This window comes from Streptomyces hundungensis (assembly GCF_003627815.1).
GTDB classification, from domain to species: Bacteria; Actinomycetota; Actinomycetes; order Streptomycetales; family Streptomycetaceae; genus Streptomyces; species Streptomyces hundungensis_A.
Genome location: NZ_CP032698.1, coordinates 8275662 through 8302260 on the forward strand (window position 1 = coordinate 8275662; position 26599 = coordinate 8302260).

23 protein-coding genes and 2 pseudogenes are annotated in these 26599 nt (G+C 68.2%); 12 read left to right on the top strand and 13 right to left on the bottom strand.

Features of this window, described 5'->3' with window-relative positions; translation table 11 throughout:
- Window positions 1-60: 60 nt before the first annotated feature.
- On the bottom strand, window positions 61-615 hold the full coding sequence (locus DWB77_RS36830; RefSeq protein ID WP_246033779.1) for a hypothetical protein: 555 nt from the start codon (window positions 613-615) through the stop codon (window positions 61-63).
- 1082 nt (window positions 616-1697) lie between these two features.
- Between DWB77_RS36830 and DWB77_RS39140 the strand changes: the two are divergent.
- Both DWB77_RS39140 and rox read left to right on the top strand, forming a co-directional pair.
- Window positions 1698-1835, top strand: a pseudogene (locus DWB77_RS39140) (site-specific integrase); the annotation flags it as partial.
- Between the two features lie 443 nt (window positions 1836-2278).
- Window positions 2279-3706, top strand: coding sequence for a rifampin monooxygenase (gene rox / locus DWB77_RS36845; protein ID WP_120727049.1), 1428 nt, complete (start codon window positions 2279-2281; stop codon window positions 3704-3706).
- Window positions 3707-4090: 384 nt separating this feature from the next.
- On the opposite strand, the gene DWB77_RS39145 is transcribed toward rox, so the two are convergent.
- From DWB77_RS39145 to DWB77_RS36860, 3 genes are all read right to left on the bottom strand, one after another.
- Window positions 4091-4312, bottom strand: a complete 222-nt coding sequence (locus DWB77_RS39145; RefSeq protein WP_246033780.1) for a cysteine hydrolase family protein — start codon at window positions 4310-4312, stop codon at window positions 4091-4093.
- 146 nt (window positions 4313-4458) lie between these two features.
- Window positions 4459-5472 carry an NADPH:quinone reductase gene (locus DWB77_RS36855; RefSeq protein WP_120727051.1) on the bottom strand — a complete coding sequence of 338 codons (1014 nt, stop codon included), beginning with the start codon at window positions 5470-5472 and terminating at the stop codon, window positions 4459-4461.
- Window positions 5473-5842: 370 nt separating this feature from the next.
- Complete coding sequence (locus tag DWB77_RS36860) at window positions 5843-6571, bottom strand: TetR/AcrR family transcriptional regulator (protein ID WP_120727052.1); 729 nt, start codon at window positions 6569-6571, stop codon at window positions 5843-5845.
- 236 nt (window positions 6572-6807) lie between these two features.
- Between DWB77_RS36860 and DWB77_RS36865 the strand changes: the two genes are divergently transcribed.
- Both DWB77_RS36865 and DWB77_RS36875 read left to right on the top strand, forming a co-directional pair.
- Window positions 6808-7395, top strand: a complete 588-nt coding sequence (locus DWB77_RS36865) for a flavodoxin family protein (RefSeq protein ID WP_120727054.1) — start codon at window positions 6808-6810, stop codon at window positions 7393-7395.
- A 595-nt stretch (window positions 7396-7990) separates the two neighbouring features.
- Window positions 7991-10348: a non-reducing end alpha-L-arabinofuranosidase family hydrolase gene (locus tag DWB77_RS36875; protein WP_246033781.1), complete on the top strand. Its 2358-nt coding sequence runs from the start codon at window positions 7991-7993 to the stop codon at window positions 10346-10348.
- A gap of 41 nt (window positions 10349-10389) precedes the next feature.
- Here the strand turns inward: DWB77_RS36875 and DWB77_RS36880 are convergent, their stop codons facing one another.
- The 3 genes from DWB77_RS36880 to DWB77_RS36890 form a co-directional block, all read right to left on the bottom strand.
- Window positions 10390-11238, bottom strand: coding sequence for a hypothetical protein (locus DWB77_RS36880; protein WP_120727056.1), 849 nt, complete (start codon window positions 11236-11238; stop codon window positions 10390-10392).
- On the bottom strand, window positions 11235-11765 hold the full coding sequence (locus DWB77_RS36885) for a SigE family RNA polymerase sigma factor (protein ID WP_120727057.1): 531 nt from the start codon (window positions 11763-11765) through the stop codon (window positions 11235-11237). The genes DWB77_RS36880 and DWB77_RS36885 overlap by 4 nt, the downstream gene beginning before the upstream one ends.
- A 359-nt stretch (window positions 11766-12124) precedes the next feature.
- Window positions 12125-14773 carry an RICIN domain-containing protein gene (locus tag DWB77_RS36890; RefSeq protein WP_120727059.1) on the bottom strand — a complete coding sequence of 883 codons (2649 nt, stop codon included), beginning with the start codon at window positions 14771-14773 and terminating at the stop codon, window positions 12125-12127.
- Window positions 14774-15197: 424 nt separating this feature from the next.
- Between DWB77_RS36890 and DWB77_RS36900 the strand changes: the two are divergent.
- Window positions 15198-15606: pseudogene (locus DWB77_RS36900) on the top strand (ATP-binding protein); the annotation flags it as partial.
- Window positions 15607-15792: 186 nt separating this feature from the next.
- Here the strand turns inward: DWB77_RS36900 and DWB77_RS36905 are convergent.
- Window positions 15793-16434 (bottom strand): hypothetical protein, encoded by a 642-nt coding sequence (locus DWB77_RS36905; protein WP_162952720.1) that lies wholly within the window; start codon window positions 16432-16434, stop codon window positions 15793-15795.
- On the opposite strand from DWB77_RS36905, the gene DWB77_RS36910 reads away from it, so the two are divergent.
- From DWB77_RS36910 to DWB77_RS36930, 5 genes are all read left to right on the top strand, one after another.
- Entirely contained in the window at window positions 16411-17730 is a 1320-nt protein-coding gene (locus DWB77_RS36910; protein WP_162952721.1) for a polymorphic toxin-type HINT domain-containing protein, read from the top strand. The genes DWB77_RS36905 and DWB77_RS36910 overlap by 24 nt on opposite strands.
- A gap of 31 nt (window positions 17731-17761) precedes the next feature.
- Window positions 17762-18277, top strand: a complete 516-nt coding sequence (locus DWB77_RS38175; protein WP_162952722.1) for a hypothetical protein — start codon at window positions 17762-17764, stop codon at window positions 18275-18277.
- A 74-nt stretch (window positions 18278-18351) separates the two neighbouring features.
- A complete protein-coding gene (locus DWB77_RS39150; RefSeq protein ID WP_120727069.1) occupies window positions 18352-18786 on the top strand; it encodes a helix-turn-helix domain-containing protein in 435 nt (144 codons plus the stop codon).
- 28 nt (window positions 18787-18814) lie between these two features.
- The gene (locus DWB77_RS36925) at window positions 18815-19588 is read left to right on the top strand and encodes a hypothetical protein (RefSeq protein ID WP_216826894.1); all 774 of its coding nucleotides are present in this window, start codon (window positions 18815-18817) and stop codon (window positions 19586-19588) included.
- A gap of 2 nt (window positions 19589-19590) precedes the next feature.
- Window positions 19591-20172, top strand: a complete 582-nt coding sequence (locus tag DWB77_RS36930; RefSeq protein ID WP_120727071.1) for a hypothetical protein — start codon at window positions 19591-19593, stop codon at window positions 20170-20172.
- 751 nt (window positions 20173-20923) lie between these two features.
- On the opposite strand, the gene DWB77_RS38185 is transcribed toward DWB77_RS36930, so the two are convergent.
- On the bottom strand, window positions 20924-21115 hold the full coding sequence (locus DWB77_RS38185; RefSeq protein WP_162952723.1) for a hypothetical protein: 192 nt from the start codon (window positions 21113-21115) through the stop codon (window positions 20924-20926).
- A gap of 239 nt (window positions 21116-21354) precedes the next feature.
- Between DWB77_RS38185 and DWB77_RS36940 the strand changes: the two genes are divergently transcribed.
- The gene (locus DWB77_RS36940) at window positions 21355-21606 is read left to right on the top strand and encodes a hypothetical protein (RefSeq protein ID WP_120727073.1); all 252 of its coding nucleotides are present in this window, start codon (window positions 21355-21357) and stop codon (window positions 21604-21606) included.
- 137 nt (window positions 21607-21743) lie between these two features.
- Here the strand turns inward: DWB77_RS36940 and DWB77_RS36945 are convergent, their stop codons facing one another.
- Window positions 21744-22748 (bottom strand): NADP-dependent oxidoreductase, encoded by a 1005-nt coding sequence (locus DWB77_RS36945; protein ID WP_120727075.1) that lies wholly within the window; start codon window positions 22746-22748, stop codon window positions 21744-21746.
- 100 nt (window positions 22749-22848) lie between these two features.
- Between DWB77_RS36945 and DWB77_RS36950 the strand changes: the two genes are divergently transcribed.
- On the top strand, window positions 22849-23748 hold the full coding sequence (locus DWB77_RS36950; RefSeq protein ID WP_120727077.1) for a LysR family transcriptional regulator: 900 nt from the start codon (window positions 22849-22851) through the stop codon (window positions 23746-23748).
- A 33-nt stretch (window positions 23749-23781) separates the two neighbouring features.
- Here the strand turns inward: DWB77_RS36950 and DWB77_RS36955 are convergent, their stop codons facing one another.
- From DWB77_RS36955 to DWB77_RS36965, 3 genes are all read right to left on the bottom strand, one after another.
- Window positions 23782-24015, bottom strand: coding sequence for a hypothetical protein (locus DWB77_RS36955; RefSeq protein WP_120727079.1), 234 nt, complete (start codon window positions 24013-24015; stop codon window positions 23782-23784).
- A gap of 449 nt (window positions 24016-24464) precedes the next feature.
- Window positions 24465-24878 carry a hypothetical protein gene (locus DWB77_RS39155; protein ID WP_246033782.1) on the bottom strand — a complete coding sequence of 138 codons (414 nt, stop codon included), beginning with the start codon at window positions 24876-24878 and terminating at the stop codon, window positions 24465-24467.
- Between the two features lie 774 nt (window positions 24879-25652).
- Complete coding sequence (locus tag DWB77_RS36965; protein WP_162952724.1) at window positions 25653-26162, bottom strand: hypothetical protein; 510 nt, start codon at window positions 26160-26162, stop codon at window positions 25653-25655.
- Between the last annotated feature and the right edge of the window lie 437 nt (window positions 26163-26599).

Sequence of the window (26599 nt, forward strand, 5' to 3'; positions counted from 1 at the left end):
CACAGTCACTCACCGATCAGTTAGGACGGGAAGGACGCCTGAGGTTGGCGAAGACACCGCTCACTGCGGCGTTACGGCTCCGTCCACGACATCGGCTGCGGCCGGGGGCCGGATGGCCAGGGGTTCGTCGAAGCCACTGAACGAGGTGGTGGTCTCGCGGTCGGTGCTCTTGTAGAGGACCTTGAGAATGTAGGGCTTGCCTTCGGCGGCGACGGTGAAGGTGTATTGGCCGTCCCGGTCTGCCCTGTCGTGCACCACCACCTCGATGGCCTTCCGGCCGCTGACGGCCACCCGATTCCCCTTGATGGCCTCGCCGAAGGACGTGAACGGGTAGGGACACGAGGCGAGTCCATCTCCTGGCTTCGCGCTGCTCGCCGGTGTCTTCGCCCAACGGGTCTGAGCCTCCGCCATGCCGTGACCCGCCTTCTTGAGATAGGCGGCGTCCGGCCGGACATAGTCCGTGTCGTCGATACGGATCTGTTCGAGGGTGCCGCCGTCGGCCCAGGTGGTCCTGTTCTTGCACTTGCTCTTGCGGTCGGTCGTCATGTGCGAGGTGTGCGAACCTCCGACGGAGGCGCCGGTGGTGTCCATGGTCACCGAACTGAGCGCGCTCATGGTCCGATTGGCGTCGTCGAGCAGCTGTCCGGCGGAGCGGTCCGCGGGTGCGGGAGAACTCTCCGAGCACCCGCTCAGCCCAGCCGCCAGCGCTGAACACGCGAGCACAGCTCTCATGGCGATCGTCGGCGTACGCATGGAAAACCCCCAGGTCATGAAGGTGCAACCCTACCCGGCTACATGCGCCCACCGGCGATCTCGTCCAAGCGAGAGTCACCCTTCGGTGCACTGCCCTGCGCGGCTGACCATGGCATTCGAGGTTCAAAGTGGGGTTGTCAGCGGTCGATCGGGAGAATGCCGTGCAGGCCGCTGTCAGAAGGGACCTGTTGGACCGTGTTGTCCAGGGTGTTGGCCGTCGATGACGGTTTCCAGGCCGTTGGGGAGCAGGTCTTTCTGTCGGTACCAGTCGCGTAAGTAGCCCTCGTTAACGTGCGAAAGGTATTCGGCATCCGGTTTCGTCGCGTGCCGGAGCACTGTCTCCGCGAAAGGCACGTGTGCATGAAGGTGGTCTGCCCGATCTCCGACGGAGCGAGGGAGCCAGTCAGTAGGGGCCACCCGCGCCGATCCCTGGCCCGAGCCCACTGAGCCGAGTTGCTGACGACGGTGCGCCGATGGGTGGTTGGGACCGTTTCGCGGACAGCGCTGGAAGGCCTCCGTCCATCCTGCGAACTCAACGTGCCTCTAGAGGGGAGGGCAGCTGATGGTGTGGGGACAGGCGCTTCGACTTCGGGTCGCTTCCTTCTGCATCCGCGGACGTGCCTGGCGACGGCGGGTAAATGCTCGGGAGGCCGCCGCTAGATCAGCCGCGTTGGACAGCCTCATTGACCGGCTCGGGTTGCACGTCGACGCACGACATACGCGTCGCGCCATCCAGCAGACCCGTTCGACGTTGGAGACGGTCCCTTGGGTTGTCCTGCTGGTTCCTGGCGTGACGTTGATCGTTTCGGACGCCCTTCTGAGCGACGCCGTTTGGGCCCTTCATCGCGTCAGTGCTGCCCTGGGTGCGGACTCGCTTGCAGGAAGTTTCCGTCGATACAGCGTACTGATGCGGCACCTGGATACGCTGCCGCCCGGCCCGCGGGCAGGGCACTTCGCTGCTGATGCTCATGGCCAAGTCCCGGCACAATAAGCCGGAGAACCTCCGCCGCTACTTCAAGCCCTCGGCCGAAGCGATCGTCGGAGTCACCAGGCTGTTGGCGCCCGGCGACGCCCGGCGTTGATCCACTCAGTCAGCCGGAACCCCCGACCCTCATACATGGCGGGGTGTGGGTGAGGGCCGCTGTCTTCGGCGACCGTACTTCGGCTGCCGACCGCGCGTCGCGGGCGCCGACGGGGGAGGGGCTTGTCCATCCGCGGCGGACGGCAAAAAGCAAAGGCAAGGAGGTTACCCACTCCTTGCCACTCTCAACTTATAGCGCACGGGGGGCCTTGCGGCAAGGCCCGGGTCGTGGCGCAGAATCGTCGGCTGAGGCCAGCACTTGAGGTAATTAGGGATTCGCGAAGTACGTGCGTCTTTATCGACTGTGGGTTCTGCGGGACGTGAAACCGCCCGTGGGACTCGCAGTGTGGTTGCGAGCACGCGGCGCGGAGTTCGGGGTGTGCGCGCCGCCGGACTGCGCGCAGAGCAGCTGGCCGAAATGCAATCTTGTTGAGTGGGGGGTTCATGATTGATGTGATCGTTGCCGGCGGCGGACCGACCGGCTTGATGCTGGCCGGCGAGTTGCGGCTGCATGGCGTGCGCGTGCTCGTGCTGGAGAAGGAGGCGGAGCCGACCAGGATCGTCCGCTCGCTCGGCTTGCACGCGCGCAGCGTCGAGGTGATGGACCAGCGCGGTCTGCTGGAGCGGTTCCTCGCGCTCGGCAAGCAACACCCGGTCGGTGGTTTCTTCGCTGGCATGAACAAGCCAGCGCCGAACCAGCTGGACACCGCGCATCCGTACACCCTCGGTATTCCGCAGACCATCACCGATCGCCTGCTTGCCAAGCACGCCACCGAACTCGGCGTCGAGATCCGGCGCGGCTGCGAACTCGTCGGGTTGAGCCAGGACGAACACGGGGTGACCGCCGAACTCGCCGACGGCACGCGGCTGCGCTCGCGCTACCTCGTCGGTTGTGACGGCGGCCGCAGCACGGTGCGCAAACTGCTCGGTGTCGGCTTCCCCGGCGAGCCCTCCAGGGCCGAGACGCTGCTGGGCGAGGTGGAGGTGACCGCGCCGCCGGACACGCTGAACGCTGTGATCGCCGAAGTACGCAAGACCCACAAGCGGTTCGGCGCCATGCCCCTCGGGGACGGGGTGTACCGCCTCGTCGCGCCCGCCGAAGGGGTGGCCGAGGACCGCACGGTCCCGCCGACCCTGGATGAGCTGAAGCGGCAGGTGCGGAAGCTCGCCGGCACCGACTTCGGCGTGCACTCACCGCGCTGGCTCTCCCGCTTCGGCGACGCCACCCGGCTGGCCGAGCACTACCGGACCGGCCGGGTGCTGCTGGCCGGCGACGCGGCGCACATCCACCCGCCGACCGGCGGGCAGGGGCTCAACCTCGGCATCCAGGACGCGTTCAACCTCGGCTGGAAGCTGGCCGCCGAAGTCAACGGCTGGGCACCGGAAGGGCTGCTGGACAGCTACCACAACGAACGGCATCCGGTGGCCGCCGATGTGCTGGACAACACCCGCGCGCAGATGGAGTTGATGTCCATCGAGCCCGGTCCCCAAGCAGTGCGCCGGCTGGTGTCGAAGCTGATGGACTTCGAGGAGGTGAACCGGTATCTGATGGAGAAGATCACTGCGATCGGGGTCCGCTACGACTTCGGCGAGGGGCATGAACTGCTCGGCCGACGGCTGCGGGACGTGGGGCTGAAGCGGGGTCGCCTCTACGAGCTGATGCACGGCGGCCGCGGGCTGCTTCTCGACCAGACCGGCCGTCTCTCGGTGGCAGGCTGGGCAGATCGGGTGGACCACGTCGCCGACATCAGCGAGGAACTGGACGCGCCCGCGGTGCTGCTGCGGCCGGACGGCCACGTGGCGTGGGTCGGTGACGATCAGCAGGATCTGCTCGAACGGCTTCCCCAGTGGTTCGGCACTGCGGTCAACTGAGCGCTGCTCGGCGCACGAAAGCCCACCGGCCCTGCCCGGACAGAGCGGGTACGCAAAGCTGTCACTCGGGAAGGAGCCCAGGGGAGAGGCCAGCAAGATGCCGGGCGCGTTCGGCGATCCGCGCCCGAGCTCGCCGGGCAGGTGAGGGCCGTGAAGCATGACGCGGACAGCGGTCGCCCGGACGTCGTTCCGGCAGCCCTGCCCACGGCACGACATCCCCGTGCATGTTCTTCGTGGGTGGGATCGGCTCGTGGTTCGAGTCAGTCAGCCTGGAAGAGGGGGCGGCTCGGTGGTGTCGATGACGTGGACCCGTGAGGGGAAGACGCGGTGAAGCAGGAAATTGTGGACTTCGGTGTCTGGGTCGGCGACGCCGTCGGACAGGATTTAGAGCTGGTAGTCGCGGTCGGCGGCGTCGATGACGGTGGACAGGACGGCGCCGATGGTGCTGATGCCGGAGACGATCAGAGTGGTGATGCCGCGCTCGCGTAGCTGTTGGTCGAGGTGGGTGGTGGACATGCCGCCGTAGCGGACCTCGCGCACGATGATGTCGCCGACTTGGGGAGCCAGGCGCTCCTGGCTGGCAGCGGCACGATCCTCGTGATGCATGACGGCCAGGGACTACGAAAGCCTCATGTCCCGCGCCGAAGCACACATACTGAAGGCCTTCATCGCCCGCCAGGAGAAGTTCTGTCGAGCATGAGGGCTGACCCCGTGTCCCGCCTCCGTCCCCGCCCTTGGCCAGCAGCGCCAGGTCACGGGATGTCGAGCAGTACCTTCCCGGTCGCGCCCTGTTCGAGCGCGGCATGCGCGGCGGCGGCGTGCTCCAGCGTGAAGTGGTGCAGGGGCATCCCGGCCTCCTCACCCACACCCAGCGCGCCTTCGTGCACGGCTGCCGCGACATCCGTGAGCGCCTGCTGCTTCGCGGCAGGCGGCACGGTGTAGACGTAGACGCTCTGCCAGCGCAGGTTCGCCGCCATCGAGGAGAGCACCGGGATGGAGAGCCGCTCGTCCTCGCCGCCCCCGTAGTAGGCCACCACAGCTCCCCGGGCGGCCACCGCGATGTCGAGAGCGGAGTTGGCGCCGGGGGACACCTCCGCGATGATGTCGACGCCCCCGGGGGCGGAAGCCAGGATTTCCGCGGCCGCGTCGTGCGAGCGGTAGTTGACCACGTGGTGGGCGCCTGCCGCGGCCGCGAGAACGCCTTTGGCGGGACCGCTGACCGTGGTGATCACACGCGCTCCGGCCCAACGGGCAAGCTGGATGGCCGCGTTGCCGACCGCGCCTGCGCCGCCTGCCACCAGTACGGTCGTGCCCCGCAGGGCGCCGGGCGCGAGACGCCCTGGTCCACCGTCGTGAACTGTCAGTGTGCGGTGGGCGGTCAGGGCCGGTATGCCCAGGGAGGCGCCGAGTTCGAATGAGGCGTGGTCGGGCAGGTCGACGGCGTGCCGGTCGGGCACGAGCGTGTACTGCTGTGCCGTTCCCCAGGGCCGCTCCCACGCGGCCTCCCAGATCCACACTCGTTTTCCGACCCGTGCCGGGTCAACCCGCGGTCCGACAGCCTCGATCACTCCGGCGCCGTCCTGGTGGGGCACCTGCTCGGTCATGCCCGGCGGCAGCGCGCGTCTGCGGCTGCGCCAGTCGGTGGGGTTGACACCCGAGACGTGCATACGCACCTGTACTTCGCCCGGACCGGGCCTGGGCACGGGGCGCTCGACGAGCTGGAGCACCTCGGGACCGCCGGCGGTCGTCCGGATGACGGACTTCATCTCTCACTCCTTCGCTCGCCCGGAATGCTGCCGCCCGGGGGAACACCGCTCTGCATGGGCCCCTCTTCGAACCTCCTTGCACAGCACGGTATTCCGGGGATCGTGCGGGTGGCCGTGGCCTTCCGCGCACCGAGGCGGCCAGCCGCGTAGAGCGCCAACTCGCCCCGCAACCAAGTCGCTTCAGAGGTATCCGCATATCGGCCGTGCCGCAGACGGGCCCGATCGGGAGGCTGAACGGAGTCCTGTCAGGCGGCTGCGACGGCGGTCGCTTGCCGGGCGAGCGGGCATTTCGGGTATGGCAGGGGGAGCGGTGCCGTTCGGTGGCTGATGGCGTGACTGACTGCGTCGCCCCTGTAGCGCTGCGACGGGTTCAGCCTGCCAGTTGCTGGAGCCACTCGCGGAGCAGAGCGGTCTCCGTGGCTCGCAGAGGCACCCCCGTACCCGTGCCCGGGTGTCCGGAGGTGAGTGCGGTTTCCAGTGCGGCGTCGAGGGTGAGAGCGCGCGAGGCCAGGTCGGACCCTGAGGAGGCGGGTGGGTCAGTGGTGACGGAGGCGATGATGGTGTCCCGCAGCCGCGCCGATGTGGACAGGTCCTGTTGTGAGGGCTCTTCGCCGATCAGCGCCAGTGTGGCGCCCGTTGTCGCGGCGTGGATGACTCGGGTGGCCTGTGCCACCGGAATGCGAAGGTGTCCGGCCTCCGCGGCCCGGCCCAGCAGTCTCACCAGCAGGGCGTGTGCCTCGTCCGCTGCCGGTGGGCGCCGCCCGGGCCGAACGGTGCCGTACATGAGCATGTAGAACGCGGGGTGGCGCAGCCCGAAGTCGACGTGCAGGTCCCAGCCGAGGTAGAGATCTGCGACCGGGTCGTCGGGCGTCTGGGCCAGTGCCTCCCGCTTCTCCTCCAGGTACATCTCGAAGCCGTAGGCGGCGAGCTCGCCCAGGAGGCCGTCCTTGTCCTCGAACATCCGGTAGAGCGCGGGGGCCGTAATGCCCGCGGCTGCGGCGACAGCGCGCGTGGAGACCGCTTCGCTGCCGCCCTCCTCCAGAAGTTTTGCGGCCACCTGTAGTACCTGGCGCCGCGCGGCGCGTCGTTCCTCGCTCATGGATCGACGATATCGCATCTTGCGTAACGGCGCCTTATCGGTGATACGGTCTGAGCCGGAACGCTGATCAAGGCCCAGGGCTGGCGCTGCTCCTCGGAACCCGGCGCGCAACCTGCCCGCCCGCCCGGGCCTTGCGGTACCCGGAGCGTGGAGCAGTAAGGCAAGCCGCCGCAGCGGGCGTTCCGCTTCTCTCGATATCTCACGAACACGCCGCCACCGCGGCGGGGAGGAACACCATGTCCGATGTCTCGATCGTCATCGCGTCGCATTCCGGCTACGGCCACACCGCGCAGATCGCCGCAGCCGTCGCCGACGGCGCGCGCTCCATCGCGGAGACCGTCGTCCACCGCGTCGACGTCGCCGTGCTCGGTGACGCCGACTGGGAGCTGATGGACGCCGCCGACGCCATCATCTTCGGTACCCCCACTTACATGGGCACCGCCTCTGGGGCGTTCCACGCCTTCGCCGAGGCCACCAGCAAGCGGTGGATGACCCGAGCCTGGAGCGACAAGCTCGCGGCGGGATTCACCAACTCCGGCTCCATGAGCGGCGACAAGCTGCACACCCTGCAATACCTGGCGCTCCTGGCGGCCCAGCACGGCATGGTCTGGGTGAGCCTGGGCCTCCTGCCGGGCTGGAACACCACCACATCCAGCCCCCAGGACGACAACCGCCTCGGCTTCTACCTCGGCGCCGGCGCACAGAGCTTCAACGACACACCCGACGTCCACGACGCGGACCTGAACACCGCCCGCCACCTCGGCCGCCGCGTCGCCGAGCACACCCGCATCCACCGCGCCGGACTGACTGCAATAGCGCACTGACACAACGGTCCGCCAACCATCGCGCTCCAGTGCCGCCCCGCCAACCCGCGCCCGTCGCGCCGCCCGGCATGTGCTCCCGTTTCGATGGTCGAACCCGATACGACGGCCTCACCGGCTTTGGACGGCCCGCACTCCAATCGCTGCGTGACAGGAGAACGGCGGCGGGGCGGCACTGGAGTGTCTTGAGGAGTAGGTAATGCAGCACCGAACACTGGGGGGCCGGGGTCTGGATGTGACTCCCCCTCGCCACCGCCCCCGGGGCCGGCCACCTGCTTCCGGTGGAGACGCCGGGAGCTGTCGCGCAGGCCCTTGGCGCGTTCCTCGCGTCGCTGGACGGTTGAAGGGCGCGGCACGCAGGATGGCCAAGTATGCGTCGGGGCACGGGCGTTGACGCTCCGTGTGATGCACTGCTGATGCGAGGCGGGTGAGTTGGGACCTCGACATCCCTCGCTCACGGCAACCTTCGCGCGGCCGGCGGCAACTGGCGGGTGACGGGGCCCCCACCGAGGCCCGCTGACAGAAGGACAAGCCGTTGCCACAACAGAAGCATTCTCATCGCCGCCCCCCGGCAACCCGCCGCATACTCGCCGCCGCTGTGGCCCTCGCAGCGGCGGGAGCCGCCGTGCCGTTGGTCGCGCAGGCCGCACACACGTCGAAGGCCCGCTCCTTGACCGTGGCCGCCGACGCGGCGGCCGGCAGCGGCCGTTACTTCGGTACGGCCGTGGCTGCCGGACGGCTCGGGGACTCTCAGTACGCCACCATCCTCGACCGGGAATTCAACATGATCACCCCGGAAAACGAGATGAAGTGGGACGCCACCGAACCGTCGCGTTCCACCTTCACCTTCGGTCCGGCCGACCGGATCCTGGCTCACGCCGCCGCGCACGGGCAGCGGATGCGCGGCCACACGTTGGTGTGGCACTCACAACTGCCCGACTGGGTCCGCTCCATCACCGACCCGACCACTTTGCGCACGGTGATGAACAACCACATCACCACGGAGATGAACCACTTCAAGGGCAAGGTCTACGCCTGGGACGTGGTGAACGAGGCCTTCGCCGACGGCTCATCGCAGCACCGCGGTTCCGTCTTCCAGAACGTGCTCGGCAACGGCTTCATCGAGCAGGCCTTCCGCACCGCCCGGGGCGCGGACCCCTCAGCCAAGCTCTGCTACAACGACTACAACATCGAGAACTGGACCGACGCCAAGACACAGGGCGTCTACAACATGGTCAAGGACTTCAAGTCCCGCGGTGTGCCCATCGACTGCGTCGGCTTCCAGAGTCACTTCGGTGCGGGCGGTCCGCCGTCCACCTACCAGACGACGCTGGCCAACTTCGCTGCCCTCGGTGTCGACGTCCAGGTCACCGAGCTCGACATCGCCCAGGCGCCACCGACGGCGTATGCCAAGGCCGCCCAGTCGTGCGTGAACGTGGCTCGCTGCACGGGGATCACGGTGTGGGGCATTCGTGACAAGGACTCCTGGCGCAGCGGTGAGAGCCCCCTCCTGTTCGACAACAACGGCAACAAGAAGCCTGCCTACAATGCGGTGATGACCGTCTTGGGTTCCGGCGGCAGCGGCGGCACCCCGGCCGGGGGCATCAGCTCCGGCACCGTCTACACGCTCTCCGATGTCGCCGCCGGACGCGTTCTTGACGAGCCCACGGGACAGAACGGCAACGGCACCCCGCTCCAGGTGTGGACCGCCGCCGGCGCCGCCAACCAGCAGTGGCGGGCGGGCCGGAACACCGACGGCTCCTACACGCTGACCAACGTGGCCAGCGGCCGAGTACTGGACGAGCCGGGGGACCGGACGGGGAACGGGACGAGAGCGCAGGTCTGGGACTCCAACGGCGGCCCCAACCAGCACTGGCGGGCCGGCCGGAACACCGACGGCTCCTACACGCTGATCAACGTCGCAAGCGGCCGGGCGCTGGAGACACCCGGCGGTCAGACCGCCGACGGCACACCGGTCCGCATGGGGGACTCCAACGGAGGCGCCAACCAGCACTGGAACTTCGGGTCGACCGCCCAGCCGGGCGCCACGTGTGCTCTGCCATCGACGTACCGATGGACGTCCACGGGTGCGTTGGCGCAGCCGGCGAACGGATGGGGCGCGGTGAAGGACTTCACCGCCGTGACCTACAACGGCAAGCACGTCGTCTACGCGTCGAACGTGTCGGGATCCTCGTACGGCTCCATGGCGTTCAGCCCGTTCACGAACTGGTCGGACATGGCCTCGGCCCGCCAGACCGGGATGAGCCAGCCCGCGGTGGCCCCCACCCTCTTCTACTTCGCGCCCAAGAAGACATGGGTGCTGGCGTACCAGTGGGGCGCGTGGCCCTTCATCTACCGCACCTCGAGCGACCCCACGAACCCCAACGGCTGGTCCTCGCCGCAGCCCCTGTTCACCGGTGGCATCCCCAACGCCGCCCCGATCGACCAGACTCTGATCGCCGATGACCGGAACATGTACCTCTTCTTCGCCGGTGACAACGGCAAGATCTACCGGGCGAGCATGCCGATCGGGAACTTCCCGGGCAACTTCGGTTCGTCGTACACGACGGTCCTGAGCGACTCGACGAAGAACCTCTTCGAGGCGCCGCAGGTGTACAAGGTGCAGGGCCAGAACCAGTACCTGATGATCGTCGAGGCGCGGGGGGCGAATGAGCAGCGCTACTTCCGCTCGTTCACGTCCTCCAGCCTGAGCGGGTCGTGGGCTCCCCAGGCCGGCAGCGAGAGCAACCCCTTCGCGGGGAAGGCCAACAGCGGCGCCACCTGGACCGATGACATCAGCCACGGCGATCTGATCCGCACCAATCCCGATCAGACCATGACCATCGACCCCTGCAACCTACAGTTCCTTTACCAGGGCAAGTCACCCACCGCGAGCGGCCCCTACGACCAACTGCCGTGGCGCCCGGGTGTCCTGACCCTGCAACGCCAGCACTGACCTGGCCGCCCCTCGGTGACCGCGCCCGGGGGCGGCCCACCTCACCTCCGGGTCGGAGGCGGGCCGCCCCCGGTCGTGTCCGCGGGGAATCCTCCCTGGACCGCGAGGGGGCCGCCCGGGGCGTGCGCGTCGACGTGGTAGGTGTCGGCGGTGGTGCTGCGCGCGCCCGGGGCGTGGTTGTACTGGGCGGCGAACTCGTGCTGTCCGGGCGGCACGGTGCGGCCCGGCTTGAGTACCCAGCGGTACACCAGCGCGCCGCCGGCTTCCTCGACGGTGGCGGTGAAGGCGTCGCCCGGCAGGGTCCGCCAGGTGCCGGTGTTCCGTACGCCGCCCGTCTGCGCGATGCGCACTTCCACCGTGAGCGAGTCGAGCGGCTGGGCCGTCCTGAGGGTGAGGTCGCTCTCGGCCCAGTAGACGTTGTTGTGCGAGCCCATCGAGCCCTGCGACCACAGCGGTCCCTGCTGGGCCCGGCCGGCGGGCGGCGGAGTCGGGTGCGAACTGGCGCGGGGGGCCGGGGCGCCCTGGGGCGGGTCGGTGGTGGGCGTTGCGGTCTTACCGGCAGTCGGCGCCGAGGCCGAGGGCGTCGGACGCGTGGTGGCGGACGGGGCGGGGGATGCGGACGGGGCGGACGAAGGCGGAGCCGCGGGAGCACTGTCCGACGGCGAGGGGCCTCCGACGATGCCGGCGACGGCCACCCCGCCGGTCGCCAGGATGCCGGCCGTCACGAGACCGGCGAGCGCGGCCTTGGGCCGCGACCTCGCGATCGACGGAGTGCGGTGCCGGACGGGCGCGCCGAGCACGCCGCGCTCCACCCGCGCCAGCATCTTCGCGCGGTCGGGTTGGTGGGACTCGGCGGCCTCGCGCAGCCGTCGACTGATCTCCTCGTTCACCGAGCCCTCCTCCCTTGTGCCAGCTCGCGGGCCGCGCGCAAACCGAGCGTCCGTTCCAGCTCGGCCATCGCCTTCGAGGTCTGGCTCTTCACCGTACCCACCGATATGCCCAGTGCCATCGCGGTGTCCTTCTCCGACAGGTCGAAGGCGTGCCGCAGCACCACGCACGCCCTTTTGCGGAACGGCAGTCGGGCGAGCGCCGCACGCACGTCAAGGACGGCCGCCACGTCCGGTGGCTCGACCTCCACGGGACTACGGGACCAGAACAGCGCGACCCGGCGTCGCTCACGCACCGCGCTGCGGATCCGTTCCCGCGCCAGATTGGCCACCACTCCACGGGCGTAGGCGAGCGGATGGTGGGCCGTACGGAACCGGTCCCAGCGCTGCCACAGCGCGACCAGGGCATCCGCGGCGAGATCGTCGGCCGCGTCCGTCTCACCGGTCAGCAGATGGGCGAGACGGGACAGTTCGGCGTAGTGGCGTTCGAAGAAGTCGTGGAACTCCGCGGACGCGTCATCGAGGAGCATCTCCCTCGGTCGCCCTCTCCCTGTGATGTGCGCGTTGACAGCCGGCTCGAGCGTAACCATGTGGTTCACCGCGCCCGAACGATGATCGCCCCCCGGGGCACGGGAGTTGGGACGGCCGGTGGGTAGGGCACGCTCACCGAGAGAACGTCACCGGTCGGCCCGCTTCCGCGCCGCTGAGGGGGAGCGCCGTGGTTCGTCGTCCTCATACCTGTCCGTTCCCTAGTCCGACTCGTCGTTGCGCATCTCAGTGGCCACCGACGGCGAAAAGGTTGCCGCCCCGGCCCTCCTGCGGTTGTGACCATGGCCACAGTCGTGGGCGGGCCGCGGCACGCGCCGCGACCCGCCCACGAGCCGATCGGTCAGGAGAGGTCGCCGTACACCACGCCACGGCCGTAGCCGCCGACATAGACCCGGCCGTACACGTCGGGGTCGCCCTCGACGACGCTGATGGCGCTCCCTCCGAATTGATGCCGGTCGTCGTTGATCCGGACCCAGGTCGCGCCTGCGTCGGTGGAACGGAACAGCCCGCCGACGCCCTTCACCCTGCCACTCACATAGAGGGTTTGGTGGTCGGCGCCCGGAGCCGCCTTGCCGAATCCGACGGCGGTCGCCCGCTCGACACCACTCACGCTGGTGAAGCTCCTCCCCGCGTCGGTGGAGTGCCGGAGTCCATTGCCGGCGCCCGCGATCCACAGATCGCCGGCGATGCCCGGAACGGCCCTGAGCTGCCCGTCGCCCAGTCCGGTGGCATGGACGGTGAAGTGCCTCCCGCCGTCGGTACTGACGTACAGGGCGCCGCCGTTCAAGGCGTAGAAGGTGTTCGCCGCGGAGCGGTCGGCCACGACGGCGGTGTCCTTCGGCAGGCCGAGGACGCCGGTCCAGGAGGCGCCGCGGTTCGTCGAGACGAACGGCGTATGGCCGGTCGGGGTCCACACCACGGTGGAGCCGTCCGCCGACACCGACGCGGAACCGCCGCCCGCGTCGCCCACCGGCGCCGTCGCGAAGGGCGTCCAATTCGACCCACCGTCGGTCGAGTAGGCGCCGTGCTGCGCGTCGCCGAGGCCCCCCCGCACCATGAACCGCGGCTCGCGCTGCGCGAAATCGATGCCCGTGGTGTTGGTGAACCGCGGCCCGGTGAACGCCTTGGCGGGGACCTTGGTCAGGTCGTCGTGCCGGAATCCGCCGACATCACCGAGCGCGCTGATCAGCGGCAGACCGGGAGGCTTGCTCAGTCCCAGCGCCACTGTCTCCTCCAGGCCCTTGGCCGGGACGGTCCAGTGCGTCGCCCGGCCGAGGTCCGCGGCCGTCACGTCGGTACTGCCCCACATCCCCGATCCGGTGCCGTACAGCACATGCCCGGAGTCGAAGGGGTCGATGGCCAACGTGCCCATCCAGTGGCCGATGCCGGTTCCCACATAAGGCGCGGCGGAGTCGTCGCGCACCGAGGTCGCGCCGAGCGACTTCCAGGTGCTGCCAGCATCGGTCGACCGGTAGAGCTCGTCGGAGGGCCACCAGCGGTCCAGGGTGGTGACCATCACCGTGGCCGGGTGCTGCGGGTCGACCGCGAGGCCCGCGAAGCCGTAACCGCCGCTGGACGGCGAGATGTTCTTCCACGCCCCGGTGGCCGGAACGTACTTCCACACCGATCCGGCCGTCACACCGTTGGGGCCGGGCGTGTTGGTGTACGTCACATAGAGCGAACCGTCGCCGGACACCACACCGTGCTGCGGCAACTGCCCGGTCGGTCGGCCGGGTACGGCTTGCCAGGTGGTGCCGCCGTCGGTGGACCGGTACAGGGAGGTGGTCCTGTCCGCCACGCCTACGTAGATCGTGTTGCTGCCCGGCCGACCGAACGTCACGAAGGACAGACCGACACCACTGCTCGCACCGTCCTTGACCGGGAAGCCACCGACCTGACTCCACGTGGCGCCGTAGTCGGTACTGCGCCACAGACCGTTCTTGCGCGTGCCGAGGTACAGCGTGCGGTGGTCGGACGGATCGACCACGAGCCGCTCGCCCATCGACCGTCCGTCCTCGTTGCCGCCCAGCTTGAACGGCAGGCTTGTGCGCTGGAACGTCCGTCCCTGATCGCTGGAGCGAAGGATCGCTCCATTGCCCGCCCACTCGTTGGTGTACGTGCCGCTCGCGAGGTACAGCCGGTTCGGATCGACCGGGTCGGTCGCCAGGCTCTCGATTCCGAGCAGATTCACATCGGCGTCACCGATCCAGTCGGTCAGCGAGGTCCACCGGCCGGACGCCGCGTCCCAGCAGTACGCGCCGCCGATGTCGGTACGGGCGTACAACAAATCCTTGCGGGCGGGGTTGAAGACCAGCCCGGTGACGAATCCGCCGCCGACGATCTGGGCGTTGCGCCAGGTGTACCCGCTGCCGCCGGACGCTTTCACCAGCCTCCAGCGCTGGTTGGTGCTGCCCTGGTCGGCGTACTGGATGACAGGTACACCCTCGTCGCTCCCACCACCCCACACGTCCAGCACCATGCCACTGCCGCGCGAGACGAACGCCACCGTTCCGTCGCCCACGTCCCGCAGCCGCCACTGCTGCGCGGCGGAACCGCGGTCGGTCTGCTGCTCGACGGCGGCGGCCGACCGGACAGAGGCCCCCCGCACTCCGACGACCTTGTGGGTGCCTCGGTTCTCCAACTCGTAGTAGCCGTCCGCCGTTGCTCTCAGCCGCCACTGCTGGCTCGTGGCACCGGCCGCGCGGCCCTCCTGGCGTATGCGGACGCCGTCCGAGGTGTCCGCCCCGGGCACGCCGAGCGCCTTGTCGCTGCGGACGGACACCAGCGTGTACCAGACGTCGGAATCCACCGTCGCGGCGTCCGAATCGGCCTGTACGAACAGAAGATAGGGGCCGACCACGGCGGGCACGCCGACCGCCAGAACCAGCGTGCTCCAGCGCCGACGGTGGCGCCCGCGCGAGCGCCGCACACCACCGGCCACGTGGGCGCGCCGACCGCGGCCGCCGGCCGTGGGGTCCGTCTCGTTCATCGGTGTACTCCTTGCTTCGGTCCTGCCGGGCGTGCCTGTTCAGGCCTGGCGGTGCATCGCGGCAGGGGGCGTTGGGATCGGACGACGCGCGGATGCGGCCGCCGAGGGGTCGCCCGTCAGTTGCCACCGGTAGGGGAAAGGTTGCCGCGCGGGGCCAGTCATGACGTCGTCCTACGGAGCCTCGCGGGGGGCCTGCGACGACACCGTTCACGGGCTCGCCCGGTCAGGCAAGGCCAACGTTCGTGTCCGGGTGGAGGGGTGGCACAGGCGGCGACCCCTCGGGGGCTCAAGCCGCGCTCTCCGCGACGTTCGCCTTCAGCAGCTTCAGGACGGCAAGCCCGCCCCCGTCCGGGCCGCGGACGAGAAGGTCGCGGTCCCCGGGACGTAGTGCCGGGCCCCAGGAGGGTGGGGGGCTGTCACAACCCTCTCGGTCGCCGCCTTCCGAGCCGGATTCTCCGTCTAGTTCACCAGCCTCGACAACATGGTCCGCCAGCTGAAGGTTGCTGAAGCTGCCGGCCGGCTCAACAGTAAGCTCCGGACCTACCTATGGCCGGGCGTCCTCGACACTGACGAGGTCGGGCTACCAGCGGCTGGAGCGAGCCGAGGCCAACCTGGTGTCCCAGGTGATCTCGAAGCGGTATGAAAATGGCTCGATCATCCTGGCTTCGAACAAGACCTTCAGTGAATGGGGGCAGGTGTTCGGCGACGAAGTCCTCGTCACCGCCATCCTCGACCGTCTCCTGCACCACTGCGAAATCGTCTCCATCAACGGCCCCAGCTACCGGCTCAAGGAGCGTCTCGCCGCCATCGAACGTGACAACATAGCGGTCTGACTGACACCGGTCTCGTCAGGGATCGACCTCCACGCCCCGGTCACAGAGGGAGGACGGGTGAAGGAGCCTGCCGACCTCCCGAGTCCACAGAACCTGGCACTGTAGGGCGTCGCCGCAGATGTCGTCCGCGTCGAAGTTCTCCATATCGGACGCGTCGTCATCGCCCGTCTTCGCCACCCCGTTGGACTAATGCGGATCCGAGGTGTCCTCGTCCTGGCCGAGGGTCTCGCGTCCGGACGAGCTCACGACGCCCTCGCCGTCGCCCGCTCTGTGGACATGCTCAAGCATCCCGGACCTGGTCATCGTCACCGGCTTTAAGGCCGCCGCGTCCGCAAGCTTGTTCCCGCCCGCGAGCATGGCAACTGCGTTATCGCCGCCAGGTGCGGCCTGGCCGAACACGGCTTCGCGCGCCCCAAAACCGCGGAGCCTCACCACAGTCCGCACACATCCCTGCCGCGCCACCACGCTCCTGCATGTACCGCAGGACAGCCTGCTGCCGAGGCCGCCGCGGACGGCGCCAAGGCCCGCGCTGCCGCAGCGCGTGCCAGCCAGGCCGATGCCCAGGCGCAGGAGGACGCCAGGCTCGCCAACTCGGCGGCCGCACAGGCTTTTGCCGACGCCGTCGCCGCGCGGAAGACTGCCGATGCGGCCGACGCGGAAGCAGCTCGTGCACGCGGTGCCGCCGCTGAAGCGGAGAACCATGCTGCGGCCGCCGCTGGGGCTGCCAGCCTGGCGGAGAAGGAAGCCGGCGTCGCGCAAGGTGCCGCGACCCAGGCCGCCAAGGATGCCGAGGACGCCGGCAAGTTGGCCGAGTCCGCAGAAAGCCACGCCAAGTCGGCAAAGGAATCGGCCGACAACGCGCTGGCGCTCGCCAACGAGGCGGACCAAGTCGCGCGCAAGGCGGAACAGGAACACATCGAACGCGAGCGCAAGGCCCGGGAAGAGGCAGCCGAGAAGGCCCATGAGAAGGGAACGCTGCCTGCGTTGACCGATCGGGACAGGGAGCTTCTCGAAGACAATGGGCTGGACCCGGATGGATACGAGAAGCTTCGAGAGCTCGCAAACAAGAGCCTCCTTGACTTCATTGTCGAAATTGGTGGCGAGGTCCTCAAGGGACTCGTCGACTGGGACAACATCGAGAAGGGCTACAAGGAGGGGAACATTGAGGCATGCGTCTGGGCCGCCGTCAACAACATCCCCTGGGCAAAAGCGGACCGGGTCGTCAAAAACCTCCCCGAGATTGCCAGGGCAATCAAGCGCCTTGCGGGCGTAGGCAAGCTACTTGACGAGTCGGCAGATGCCAAGCGGACGCTCAAAGAAGCCGAAAAGGTGATTGAGGAGGCCAAGAAGAGCAAGATCGACCTCCCCAACTGCCCGGTGCCGAATAGTTTCATACCGGAAACGCCGGTCCTGATGGCAGACGGCACCTCGAAATCGATCGCGAACATCCGGGTGGGACAGCAGGTCATTGCCTCCCAGCCGGAGACGGGGGAGACGGGACCTCGCGAGGTCACGCCAGTGATTGAAGGCGAGGGAAGAAAGAACCTCGTAAAAATCACCGTGGACACGGGCGGGGCATCGAGCAATGCGGTCGGAATGCTCACCGCGACCGACGGCCACCCCTTCTGGGTGGAGAACCAGCGCCGGTGGGTGGACGCCAAGGACCTGAAGACGGGGGACCGACTCCGCACACCCAGCGGTGAGCTCCGCAGTGTCGTCAACACCCGTGCGTGGACCGAGAGCCACAAGGTCTACAACCTTACGGTGGATGGCGTCCACACGTATTATGTTCTGGCGGGCGCTGCGGCAGTCCTGGTCCACAATGACGACGGTCCCGTCGACTTGAAGGGCAAGAGCGCGACTGTATGGCGGAGCGGCCCTTACAGGATCGACATCGAGGGATCGCCGAGCGGCGTGCAGATGCACTTCCAGGTGCGGATCAAGGGTGTGAAATCCAGCGATGCACCCAAGTATCATTTTAGTTCTGCCACGGGAGAGTTTGATGACATGCCAAAGAGCTTGTTGAAGGACCTCAAGAAGAACTATCCAGACTATACGAAGGGCCTCGCCAAGGGAATTAACGTATTCGAACGAGCGAAGCTTGGGTCCCTGGGTTGTCTGTGAAGTCACCGTCTCGCAGTGAAGGAGTCCTGTGATGAAAATCAGTTGTGCGGCGGTACGTCGCCTCGGGCGTCACTTCGTGGCTGGTGTGCGAGCGTCGGACCGGGACGCCGACCTGGAGCCAGTGCTGTCAGCAGGATGGGTACTCGACGACGGTGCCAACTTGTTGGCAGCGTTCCGTGAGTCCTACTTCGGGAGGCGATCGGCCTTCGCTGATGTGGGGAGTTACGAATCGGCGGTAAACGGTCGAGGAATTCCCGATATGGATTTCGAGGAGCTGGGCCCTGAAAGCATCGAACTCCTGATGCGACGGGGCATCTCCTTTGCGTGGGATGCTCTTCACGCCGCTGCGGATCTACCCTGGAAGCCGTCACTATTGGCTCGTGTTTCCGTGGAGCCGACCATGATGGACGCCAACATGTACACCGGCTACGTCACCTTCTTCTCGGCCGAGTTCGCAGAAGCGATGGGGATCGGCGAGGAAAATGACTTGCCAGGAATCCAGATTATCTTGGCCAGCGAAGACTGCGTGACCCCGCTGCCGGACTGATGGGCAACCAGAAGCCCCACCGGACACGGCTTGAGCGCTAGTGGTCGTCGCAACACCCCAGCTCAAGGGGTGCGATGGACTTCAAGATCCCGGTGAGCCGGGGACCACGGGGCGGTGGCCGTCTGCTGCGTGAGCGGGAGGTATATCTCCAGCTCACGCAGCAGGGCTACAGCAATCGAGAGGCCGGCCGGATCGTCGGCATCCATTCGCGGACCGGCAAGCGGTGGCGGAACGGCTGGCACTCTCCGCCGACGGGGAAGCCGAAGCCTCCCATTACCGTGGAAGCTTTGGCGTCCGAGCCATCGCGGTATCTGCGCGAGGCGCATCCACATCGCCGACCGGCTGCGGGAGAATGCGTCCGTCCGGCAGGTCGCCTCGCCCGCGTCCAGTCCAGCCGGGCCAAGGACTACGTGGGCGAGTTCAACGCGGCCCTCGCCCCCTGGCGGCGCGAGCCGGCCGTCCGCGAGTTCGTCCAGCGGGCCCGCAGAGAACTCGGCGTCGCTGCCTGAACCTCATCCAGTAGGCGGCTGAGGCTGGGTGGGCAGGCGGCGGAAGACGGAGCCAAGGCCAGGGCGGCAGCGGCACGGGCCAACGAGGGCCGACGCCCAGGCCCAGGCCGATGCCAAGGTTGCCCGACAGAGCGCCAACCAGGCCTACTCGGACGCAGCAGCCGCACGCCAGGCAGCCAACCAGGCCGAGGCGGAAGCCGCCCGCGCCCGTGGCGCCGCAGCCGAAGCCGACCAGCACGCCTCCGCCGCCAGCAGCGCCGCCAACCTGGCCGAGAAGGAAGCCGCCGTCGCCCAGAGCGCGGCAACCCAGGCAGAAGAGGACGCCACCGCCGCGGGCAAACTCGCTGAATCAGCCCAAAAGCACACCAAGTCGGCGGAAGAGGCCTCCAAGAACGCCAACACGTACACCGAAGAGGCCGACAAAGCGGCACAGAAGGCCGAGGAGTACCAGCGCGAGCAGGAACGCAAGGAGCGCCAAGAGGCCGCCAAGGAGAAGGTAAAGGGCGACGGCTCCCAGGACGCGAAGGGGCAGGACATCAAGATCGTCATGCCCAACGTGGGCTCGAGCGGACTCGACGTCATCGGTCCTAATGGCGAATATGTTTACGTCGGCGGCGGCGCCAAGGCCCACAAGCCGTCAAAGTTCGGAACGGCACTGAAGATCAACAAGTACGCGGCCGATCAAGCCGGCGTGAAGGCCATCTACTACTTGGCTGACAATACGCCGCAGGCGGCTATTGACCAGGCTAAGAAAGTATTTGGAGAAGAAAATGTACACATCTTCACACTGCCGAGTTGCTAGTCATGGCTGACGGCTTCATCCGGTGGTACCGAAAGTCGGGCGCTACCTCGGTCTTCGCCGAACAGGTCTCTCTGTTCGAGGCACACGGAATGTCACTGGCGCACCCGGCCAGAAAGCAGGCTGTGGTCCTGGACATCGAGGGAGAGCAGGTCTTCATGCCGCAGGAGGAACTCGGCCGCCTCCTGGGCCTGCGCATCGCGCCCCTCACGATGGAGTGGTGGCTCACCGCGGACACCAATGTGATCGACGAGTACACGTATCAACCGTTCGGCTGCGAGATCCAGACGCTCTGGCTGGACGGTCTGTACACGGAGGAGATGCAACTCGTGGAGGCGGCTGTCATTGCCGCCACGACGCAACTGCCCATGCCGACCCATGCCGTGGTCATCGACCGGCTCGGCACCTCCGACCCCGATGACTGGGACTCGCTCATGCTGTACGACGGAGCAAACGTTCCGAGGTTTCCCGACGTCGTTATAGCCCAGGAGCCGATCGCTGAGAAGATCATGGGGGCTACGCCGGGCCTCACGAAAGGGAGCGTGGGAGGCTGCCTGACCCGGCTCGCCCCAGCCCGCCAGGCATAAGCCAGCCGAACCAATGCCCGAGGCGAATGGCCCCGCTGGATTCCTGTCCGGCGGGGCTTCGGCGTGCGATGCCACTCTCCTTACCGTCACGGCGCGCACTTCCGTCAGCTGTTGGCGCGGACCGGACGGAAGAGCTGACGGCTGATATCCCGCTCGGGATATTCGGTCGAGGCCGAAGCGTCGGCCATGAGTGACGGCGATCGACTCCGCACGCCCGCAGGTGAACTGCGGTCCGGGGCGTTCTTCTTGAACGTGCGATGCGGTGGTGTCACCACGCCCGTCGGCTGGGCACCGAGCACCTGGTAGCCGGCGTCGGCGAGGATCTCCAGCGCTGGCGCGTCTGCCAGGAGTCTGACCAGCCCTCTGACTGGCGGGCGTGGGTGATGTCTGCGTAACTCGCGGGCTCGGCCGGGCTGCCGAACAGCACTTGCCGGCCGCGTCGGTGAGGACCATGGACTTGACGGCGTTCGGCTTGTGCTTCCCAGAGATGAACTTGTCCCGGTCCGTGCGTCCAGCAGCCGATCTGGGCTCTGGACGCGCGCGGCCCCTATGGCCTGAAGCCGCGCGCCGCTTCTCCCTCTGCCGCCATGCCGGACGGAGAGTAATCGCCGCCGACGTCGGCAACCACCTACGAGGTGAGGAAGCCGATGTGTTTCCTCGACTCCTCGCGGCGTTCGGCGACCGCGTCACGTGGATCGCGGAACATACCGGAAGCGACTGCGCCCCCGACACGCCCTGACTCCCGTCGCGGCTACTCATATGGCAGCCGACCGGCGATGTCCGCGGCCAGTGCATACGCGTCGAACTCTTCCTCCGAGTCTCCGTTGCCGGCTTCCGAGAAGTGCATCAGCAGCCGGTCCGACTCCCGTGCCTCGTCCAACCGTGACCAGGGGCAGGCGCGGACCATCCTGGTACGTACCGGCCACCGGGGCGGCGAGATCATCTATGCGCGGTCAACTGGCAGGCGGGGGGCGGGGTTACGCGGTGCTCTCCCTGTTCTCAGTCGCCGACGAAGAGCAGGTAGCCGCTGTTGCGGATGGCAAGCCGCGCGGCGTCGAACACCCGCTGCACAACGGGCAGTTGTTCCTGAGCGGGGAGGGCGTCCAGTCCGCCGCCCACCCGGTACGGTCGTTGACCACCGCAGCTAGCGGCGGGACGCTGGAGCCGACGAAAGGGGCCGTCATGGGATGGGTAGGCCCCGAGTACATCCCCATACGCCAGCAAGACCACCGGTACGCCCGTCTGCTCAAGCTCACCCGTCGGCTCCTGGAGGAACGCGTGCCCCGATGCGGCAACCGCACCGGCGGCGCCATCACCATCCGCGACGACCAGGGCAACCAGACCACCGTCCAGTGCAGCAATTGCCAGGGCACCGGGGAAACCGGCACCCTGCCCGACAACGAAGACAACGGCCGGGCAGCGGGCGAGCGGTAGCCGGCGCGCAGCGTCACGACTTGGCAACAGCCGCCCCGCGGCCGCCCGTTCGGCGGTCAGAATCTGACCTGGCATGCCTGGTTTCGGTGCGCGGCCGCCGAAGTGACGCGGCACGCGCAGCGACGGCCGGACCAGGCCTACGGGTGGTCCCGCACGATGATCTTTCCGGTGTTCTTGCCGTGCAGCATGCCCAGGAATGCGTCCACGATGTGCTCGAACCCGTCCACCACCGTCTGATCCAGCGCCAGTCGGCCGCTCTGCAGATGGGGGACCGCGAACTCGTACAGCTCGTCCTGTAGATCGCGGTAGTTGCTGACCAGGAAGCCCTCCATGCGGAGGCTCTTCTCCACGATGTCCGAGTAGTTGAAGTGCGGCGGGGGCGCGTCCGGGGTGTTGTAGCGGCTGATGGTGCCGATCCGGACGATGCGCCCGAACTCGCGCAGTGCGCCCACTGCGGCGGCCAGTTGTTCGCCGCCGACGTTGTCGACGAAGACGTCGATGCCGTCCGGTGCAGCCTTGGCGAGCAGTTCAGCGGCTGGGCCGTCATGGTAGTCGAACGCCGTGTCGTAGCCCACCTCCCGGGTCAGGTGGTCGACCTTGGCCGCCGAGCCCGCGCTGCCCACGAGTCGGCCGGCGCCCAGCAGCCGGGCGAACCGGCCAGTGGCCGTTCCGACGCCGCCGGCTGCGGCGGAGACGAAGAGGTCGTCGCCCTCGCGGAGCCGTGCGATCCGGGTGAGGCCCACGTAGGCGGTCAGTCCGGTGCCGCCGAGGACGCTCAGGTACGCCGTCAGGGGGACCCCGTCGAAGCGGGGGATTTTGCGGATCTCATCGGGTCGGACCACGGAGTGCGTGCGCCAACCCTGCCGGTGGAACACGATCTCGCCCTCGGGCAGCTCCGGCGTCCGCGACGCGACGACGCGCCCGAGGGCCCGGCCCTCGAGCGGTGTGTGGAGCGCGAAGCCGCCCGGCACGTCGTCCATCATCTCGCGGTGGTACGGGTCGACGGACCAGTAGAGGTTCTCCACGAGCGCGCTGCCGACCGCAGGATCGGGAATGGCGGACTCGACGAAGGCGAAATCCTTGGTGGTGGGGAAACCGTGGGGGCGGGCGGTCTGCTGGACGGTGATCGCGTTCTCGGTCATGACGGGACCGTAGGACGGGAATGGCGCCCTCGGGCAGGCGGTTGGGCTCATGTGACGACCCGTTCCATGAGCAGTTCTCATACCTAGAGGTGAGCGCCCTGTGACCCGCGCGACCGACACCGATCTCGCTCCGCACGAACTGCGCATCCTAGTAGCGGTGGCGGACGCCGGCGGCTTCTCGGCCGGGGCCGAGACACTCGGCCTAACACAGTCCGCCGTCTCCCACTCGGTGCGCGGCAGCGAGCGCAAGATCGGTACCGTTCTGTTCGAACGTGGCCGCAGTGGCGCGAGACCCACTCCAGCGGGGGAGAAGGCTGTGGCGCATGCGCGCCGTACCCTGCGGCTGCTGGACGTGCTCGTCGCCGAGGCGCGGGGAGCCGCCCGGTCCGAGGCGACGCAGGGGCCGCAGGGACCGCTGCGGATCGCGGCCTTCCGCAGCACCGCGCTGCACCTGCTGCCGCCCGTCCTGGAGCGGCTGCGCGCGCGGTGCCCCGGGATCGAGCCACAGGTGCGGATCGTTCGCGAGCTCGGGCGCGGCACGGCGGGAGAGGTGGCCGACGGGCGGTCGGATCTCGCCATTGCCACCTTGGACGGAGCGCATCTGCCGGCGGGGCTGGTGGCGAGCGAACTCTTCGAAGAGAGCTACTCCTTGGTGCACCCGGCCGGACACCCGGCTCCGCGCTCGCTGCCGCTGGTCGACTGGGTCGAGAACTGCGGCTCGTACACCCGCGCCTGGTGGGGTGCGCAGGACTGGATCCCGAGGGCCACGATCGAGGCCGAGGACGACGGAGCAGTGCTTTCGCTCGTGAGCGGGGGGCACGGAATGGCGATTATGCCCGCGCTCTCCCTGATCGGAGCAACGGACTCGATCGAGATCACCGATCTCGGTCCGGAGCGCCCGACGCGCCGTGTCGGCTATGTGACCACCCCGGAGCTCGCCGGCTCCGCCGTCGTGCGCGCTCTGGTGCGGGAGCTGCGGGCCGCCGGCTCCGCCATCTGACGGGCAGCGAGCAGCCAGGTCAAGGCACTGCTGTCAGATCTGAACGCCGTCAGCGAGGCGTTCAACCACCACAGCTTGCCCCTTGACCTCGTCAAACCCTTGGTGGCTGCCTTGCCATCGATGGAACCCGAACTTCTCAGGCACGCGATCTAGCTCCTCGGGGCCACGCACGAACCCAAGGCACTCCCGGCGGTCGAGCCCCATCCTGGCGCGCAGGTGCGAGGCGACGTGCAGCGCGATCTCACCCGAGGCCGGGGCGCGGCACATGCCGTGCAGGCTTCCGCCCGAGCATGCTGGAGGCCATCTTCCCCATGTCTCCTGGTTTCGCCGGGGCCGGGATCGCCGATCGGCATCCTGACCCACCCGCAACCCGCCGGGGGAGTGGGCACCCCGTCTGGTTGACCTGGTGAGCTGGCCGGTCCGTCTCGGACAAATGGCCGACCTTGTCCTACCCAAATAGGGCTGTGCCGTCAACTGATCACGCTTGACCCCTATTGATCGCGGCCTGGTGATCGTGGCGCTACGACCGTGCTCCGGCACCCCCGCCTGTTCCCTTGGCGGACACCATCCTCCCAACCCCGCTCACGCGGCGGTGGCAACGTTCCGAGTCGCCGGGTGCCGTCAACCTGACCCGGAGGACGGGCCCGAGGCTGGCCCCAGAGGGCCGTGTCCGGCCGGCAGAACGCGCTGCTGGCCGGACACGGCCGGACGTACGGTCAGAGCAAGCGTGTCTGCGCCCAGTTGTAGAGACGGCGCGCGCTGTCGCCCAAGCGCGTGGCGTACAGCATGGGCGCCTCGCCGCCCGCGAGTTCGGCGCTGGTGGTGGTGATGCCGACGACGGTGCCGGTGCCGGTCCGGGTGTCGAACTGTGCGAAGTGGGGGCCGCCGCTTGCCCCATGTGTCATGTCGCAGGGCTCACCCCACAGAAGCGGCGCCTTGGGGGCCGGCCGAGCCTGACCGGCGCAGTGGATCAGGCGTGACCCGGCGTATTTGGCGTTGGGGTCGTTGAGTTGGCCTTTCGGGTACCCGAAGGTGTGGATGAACTCGTCCCTGACGGGCTCGGTGAATCCGATCTTCTGGCTTCCCATGACCTCCGCGATCCGTCGTCCGGCGGTTGCGGGATTGGCCACAAGGACTCCCGTGTCGTAACCGGCGACGGCGACGTCCTCCGACGTCGTCCTGCCCGGATCGGCGTTCCATCGAGAGGAAGTGGGCCATGCTCCTGATGCTGAAGCCGCCGAGAGGTTTCGTACCGTTGCGGTAGCCAGGCACGAAGTAGAGGTTGTGGTTCCAGGTGCCGTCGTCGGCGGGGGCCCCGACACTCCTCAGACAGTGCGCTGCGGTGATGACAGTGCTGCGGTTCGCGCTGTTGACGACTGTTGCGGTGCAACTCCCGTCGTAGCCGTCGGGGAAGGTGAAGAAGAGCCGCCCGACACTCTTGTCCACCTCGCCCCCGTGCCGCCAAGTCGCCCCAGGGTCAGGCGTGCCGGCGGGCAGCGGATGAGGATCGTCGGGCGTGTTGTCGTCCTCGGGCACGGGGGTGATCTCGGGGACCAAGGCGCCTGCCAGCTTCATGCGCTCCGGGGTCCAGTACGCGTCGACCTGGCGGCGCCCTTGATCCGTGGTGGCACCGGAATGCGTCGTGATGGACTCCGGTGCCACGGCGAAGGCAGTGGGCTGCGGAAGCAGGGCCGCTGTGGTCGTAGCGAGCACAAGGGCTGCCGTGGCGGCTGTTTTGCGCGGGCGCGGGCGGAATATGGCCGGCATCGTTGCCTCTCTTGATGCTGTCGCGGCTGAGGTGAACTCCCCTCGCTCTCAAGGACGTGCGACCAGGCGCCAGGTTGTCGACCGTCCCGGAGAAGTCGCCACGATGCTTGAGCGCGGTGCTCTCCACGCTGTCTGTTTCAGGCCTGGGCATCCGCGGCTTCGGCTGGACCGCGAGGCTGCTGTGTGAGCTGCTGGGCTTCGGCTCTGACATCGGCGTCGACCTGTGCCGGTGTTCTGTCGCCGTATTCGAGGATGTCGTACTCGTCGTCCAATGCGGCCAGTCGCTCGGCCAGGGGCAGCTTGTGCCCGAAGCGCTGGTGGATCTGGAAGGCCAGCTCGCGGGGCGTCAGCTCGCCGGCCAGCATCCGTGCGGCAAGTGCCCGTGCGGCGGCTTCCTTTCCGCTCACGCTGCCCGCTGGGTAGAAGGTGAGACCCAGCTCGTCGAGCGCTGGGGGAAGCAGGCCGGGGACGTCGTAATCCGCTTCCCGGCGTGTGCACGCGGCCAGGATGCGCAGGGCAGGACTGTCGAGGCCGGCAACGAGTGCATCGCAGGCAGCGGCGACGACGTCGGATGCCCGGCTCTCGCCCATGCTCCAGGCAACGGCACGGTCTTGAAGCTTGCGGGCTGCTGGTTCGGTCGACGACATCTGACCATGATCCCGCCCCTAGGTTCAGGGGTCGAGTGGGTTCCACCGCGGTGCCGACCCGGGAGCTTCGGCCACGCACGCGCGCGTGTCGAGACCGCGCTGCGAACGGCGGCCTTCTCGCCGATGCCGAAGAGACGCGCAAGGTGAAGCGGGCCGACGCTGTGATGGGCGAGGGCCTCTTCGGGCCGGCGGTCGGCGGAGCCGTGTGGGCGGGAGAGCCCGGCGATGAAGGCCGTGATGTCGGCGATGTGGGCGAAGGCGCCGCCGCCGTTAGGGGTACGGAGCCGGTTGTTGGTAGCGCCCGGGGCTCGTCGTCACCGATCGCCTCCAGACCCTGACCGGTGACGCGGTCGGCACGCTGCACACGTTCCTGCGTGCCGAGTCCGGCAACGGCGGGTTCGATTTCAATGAGCGGGTCGCCGCCTTTGAGGCCGCCC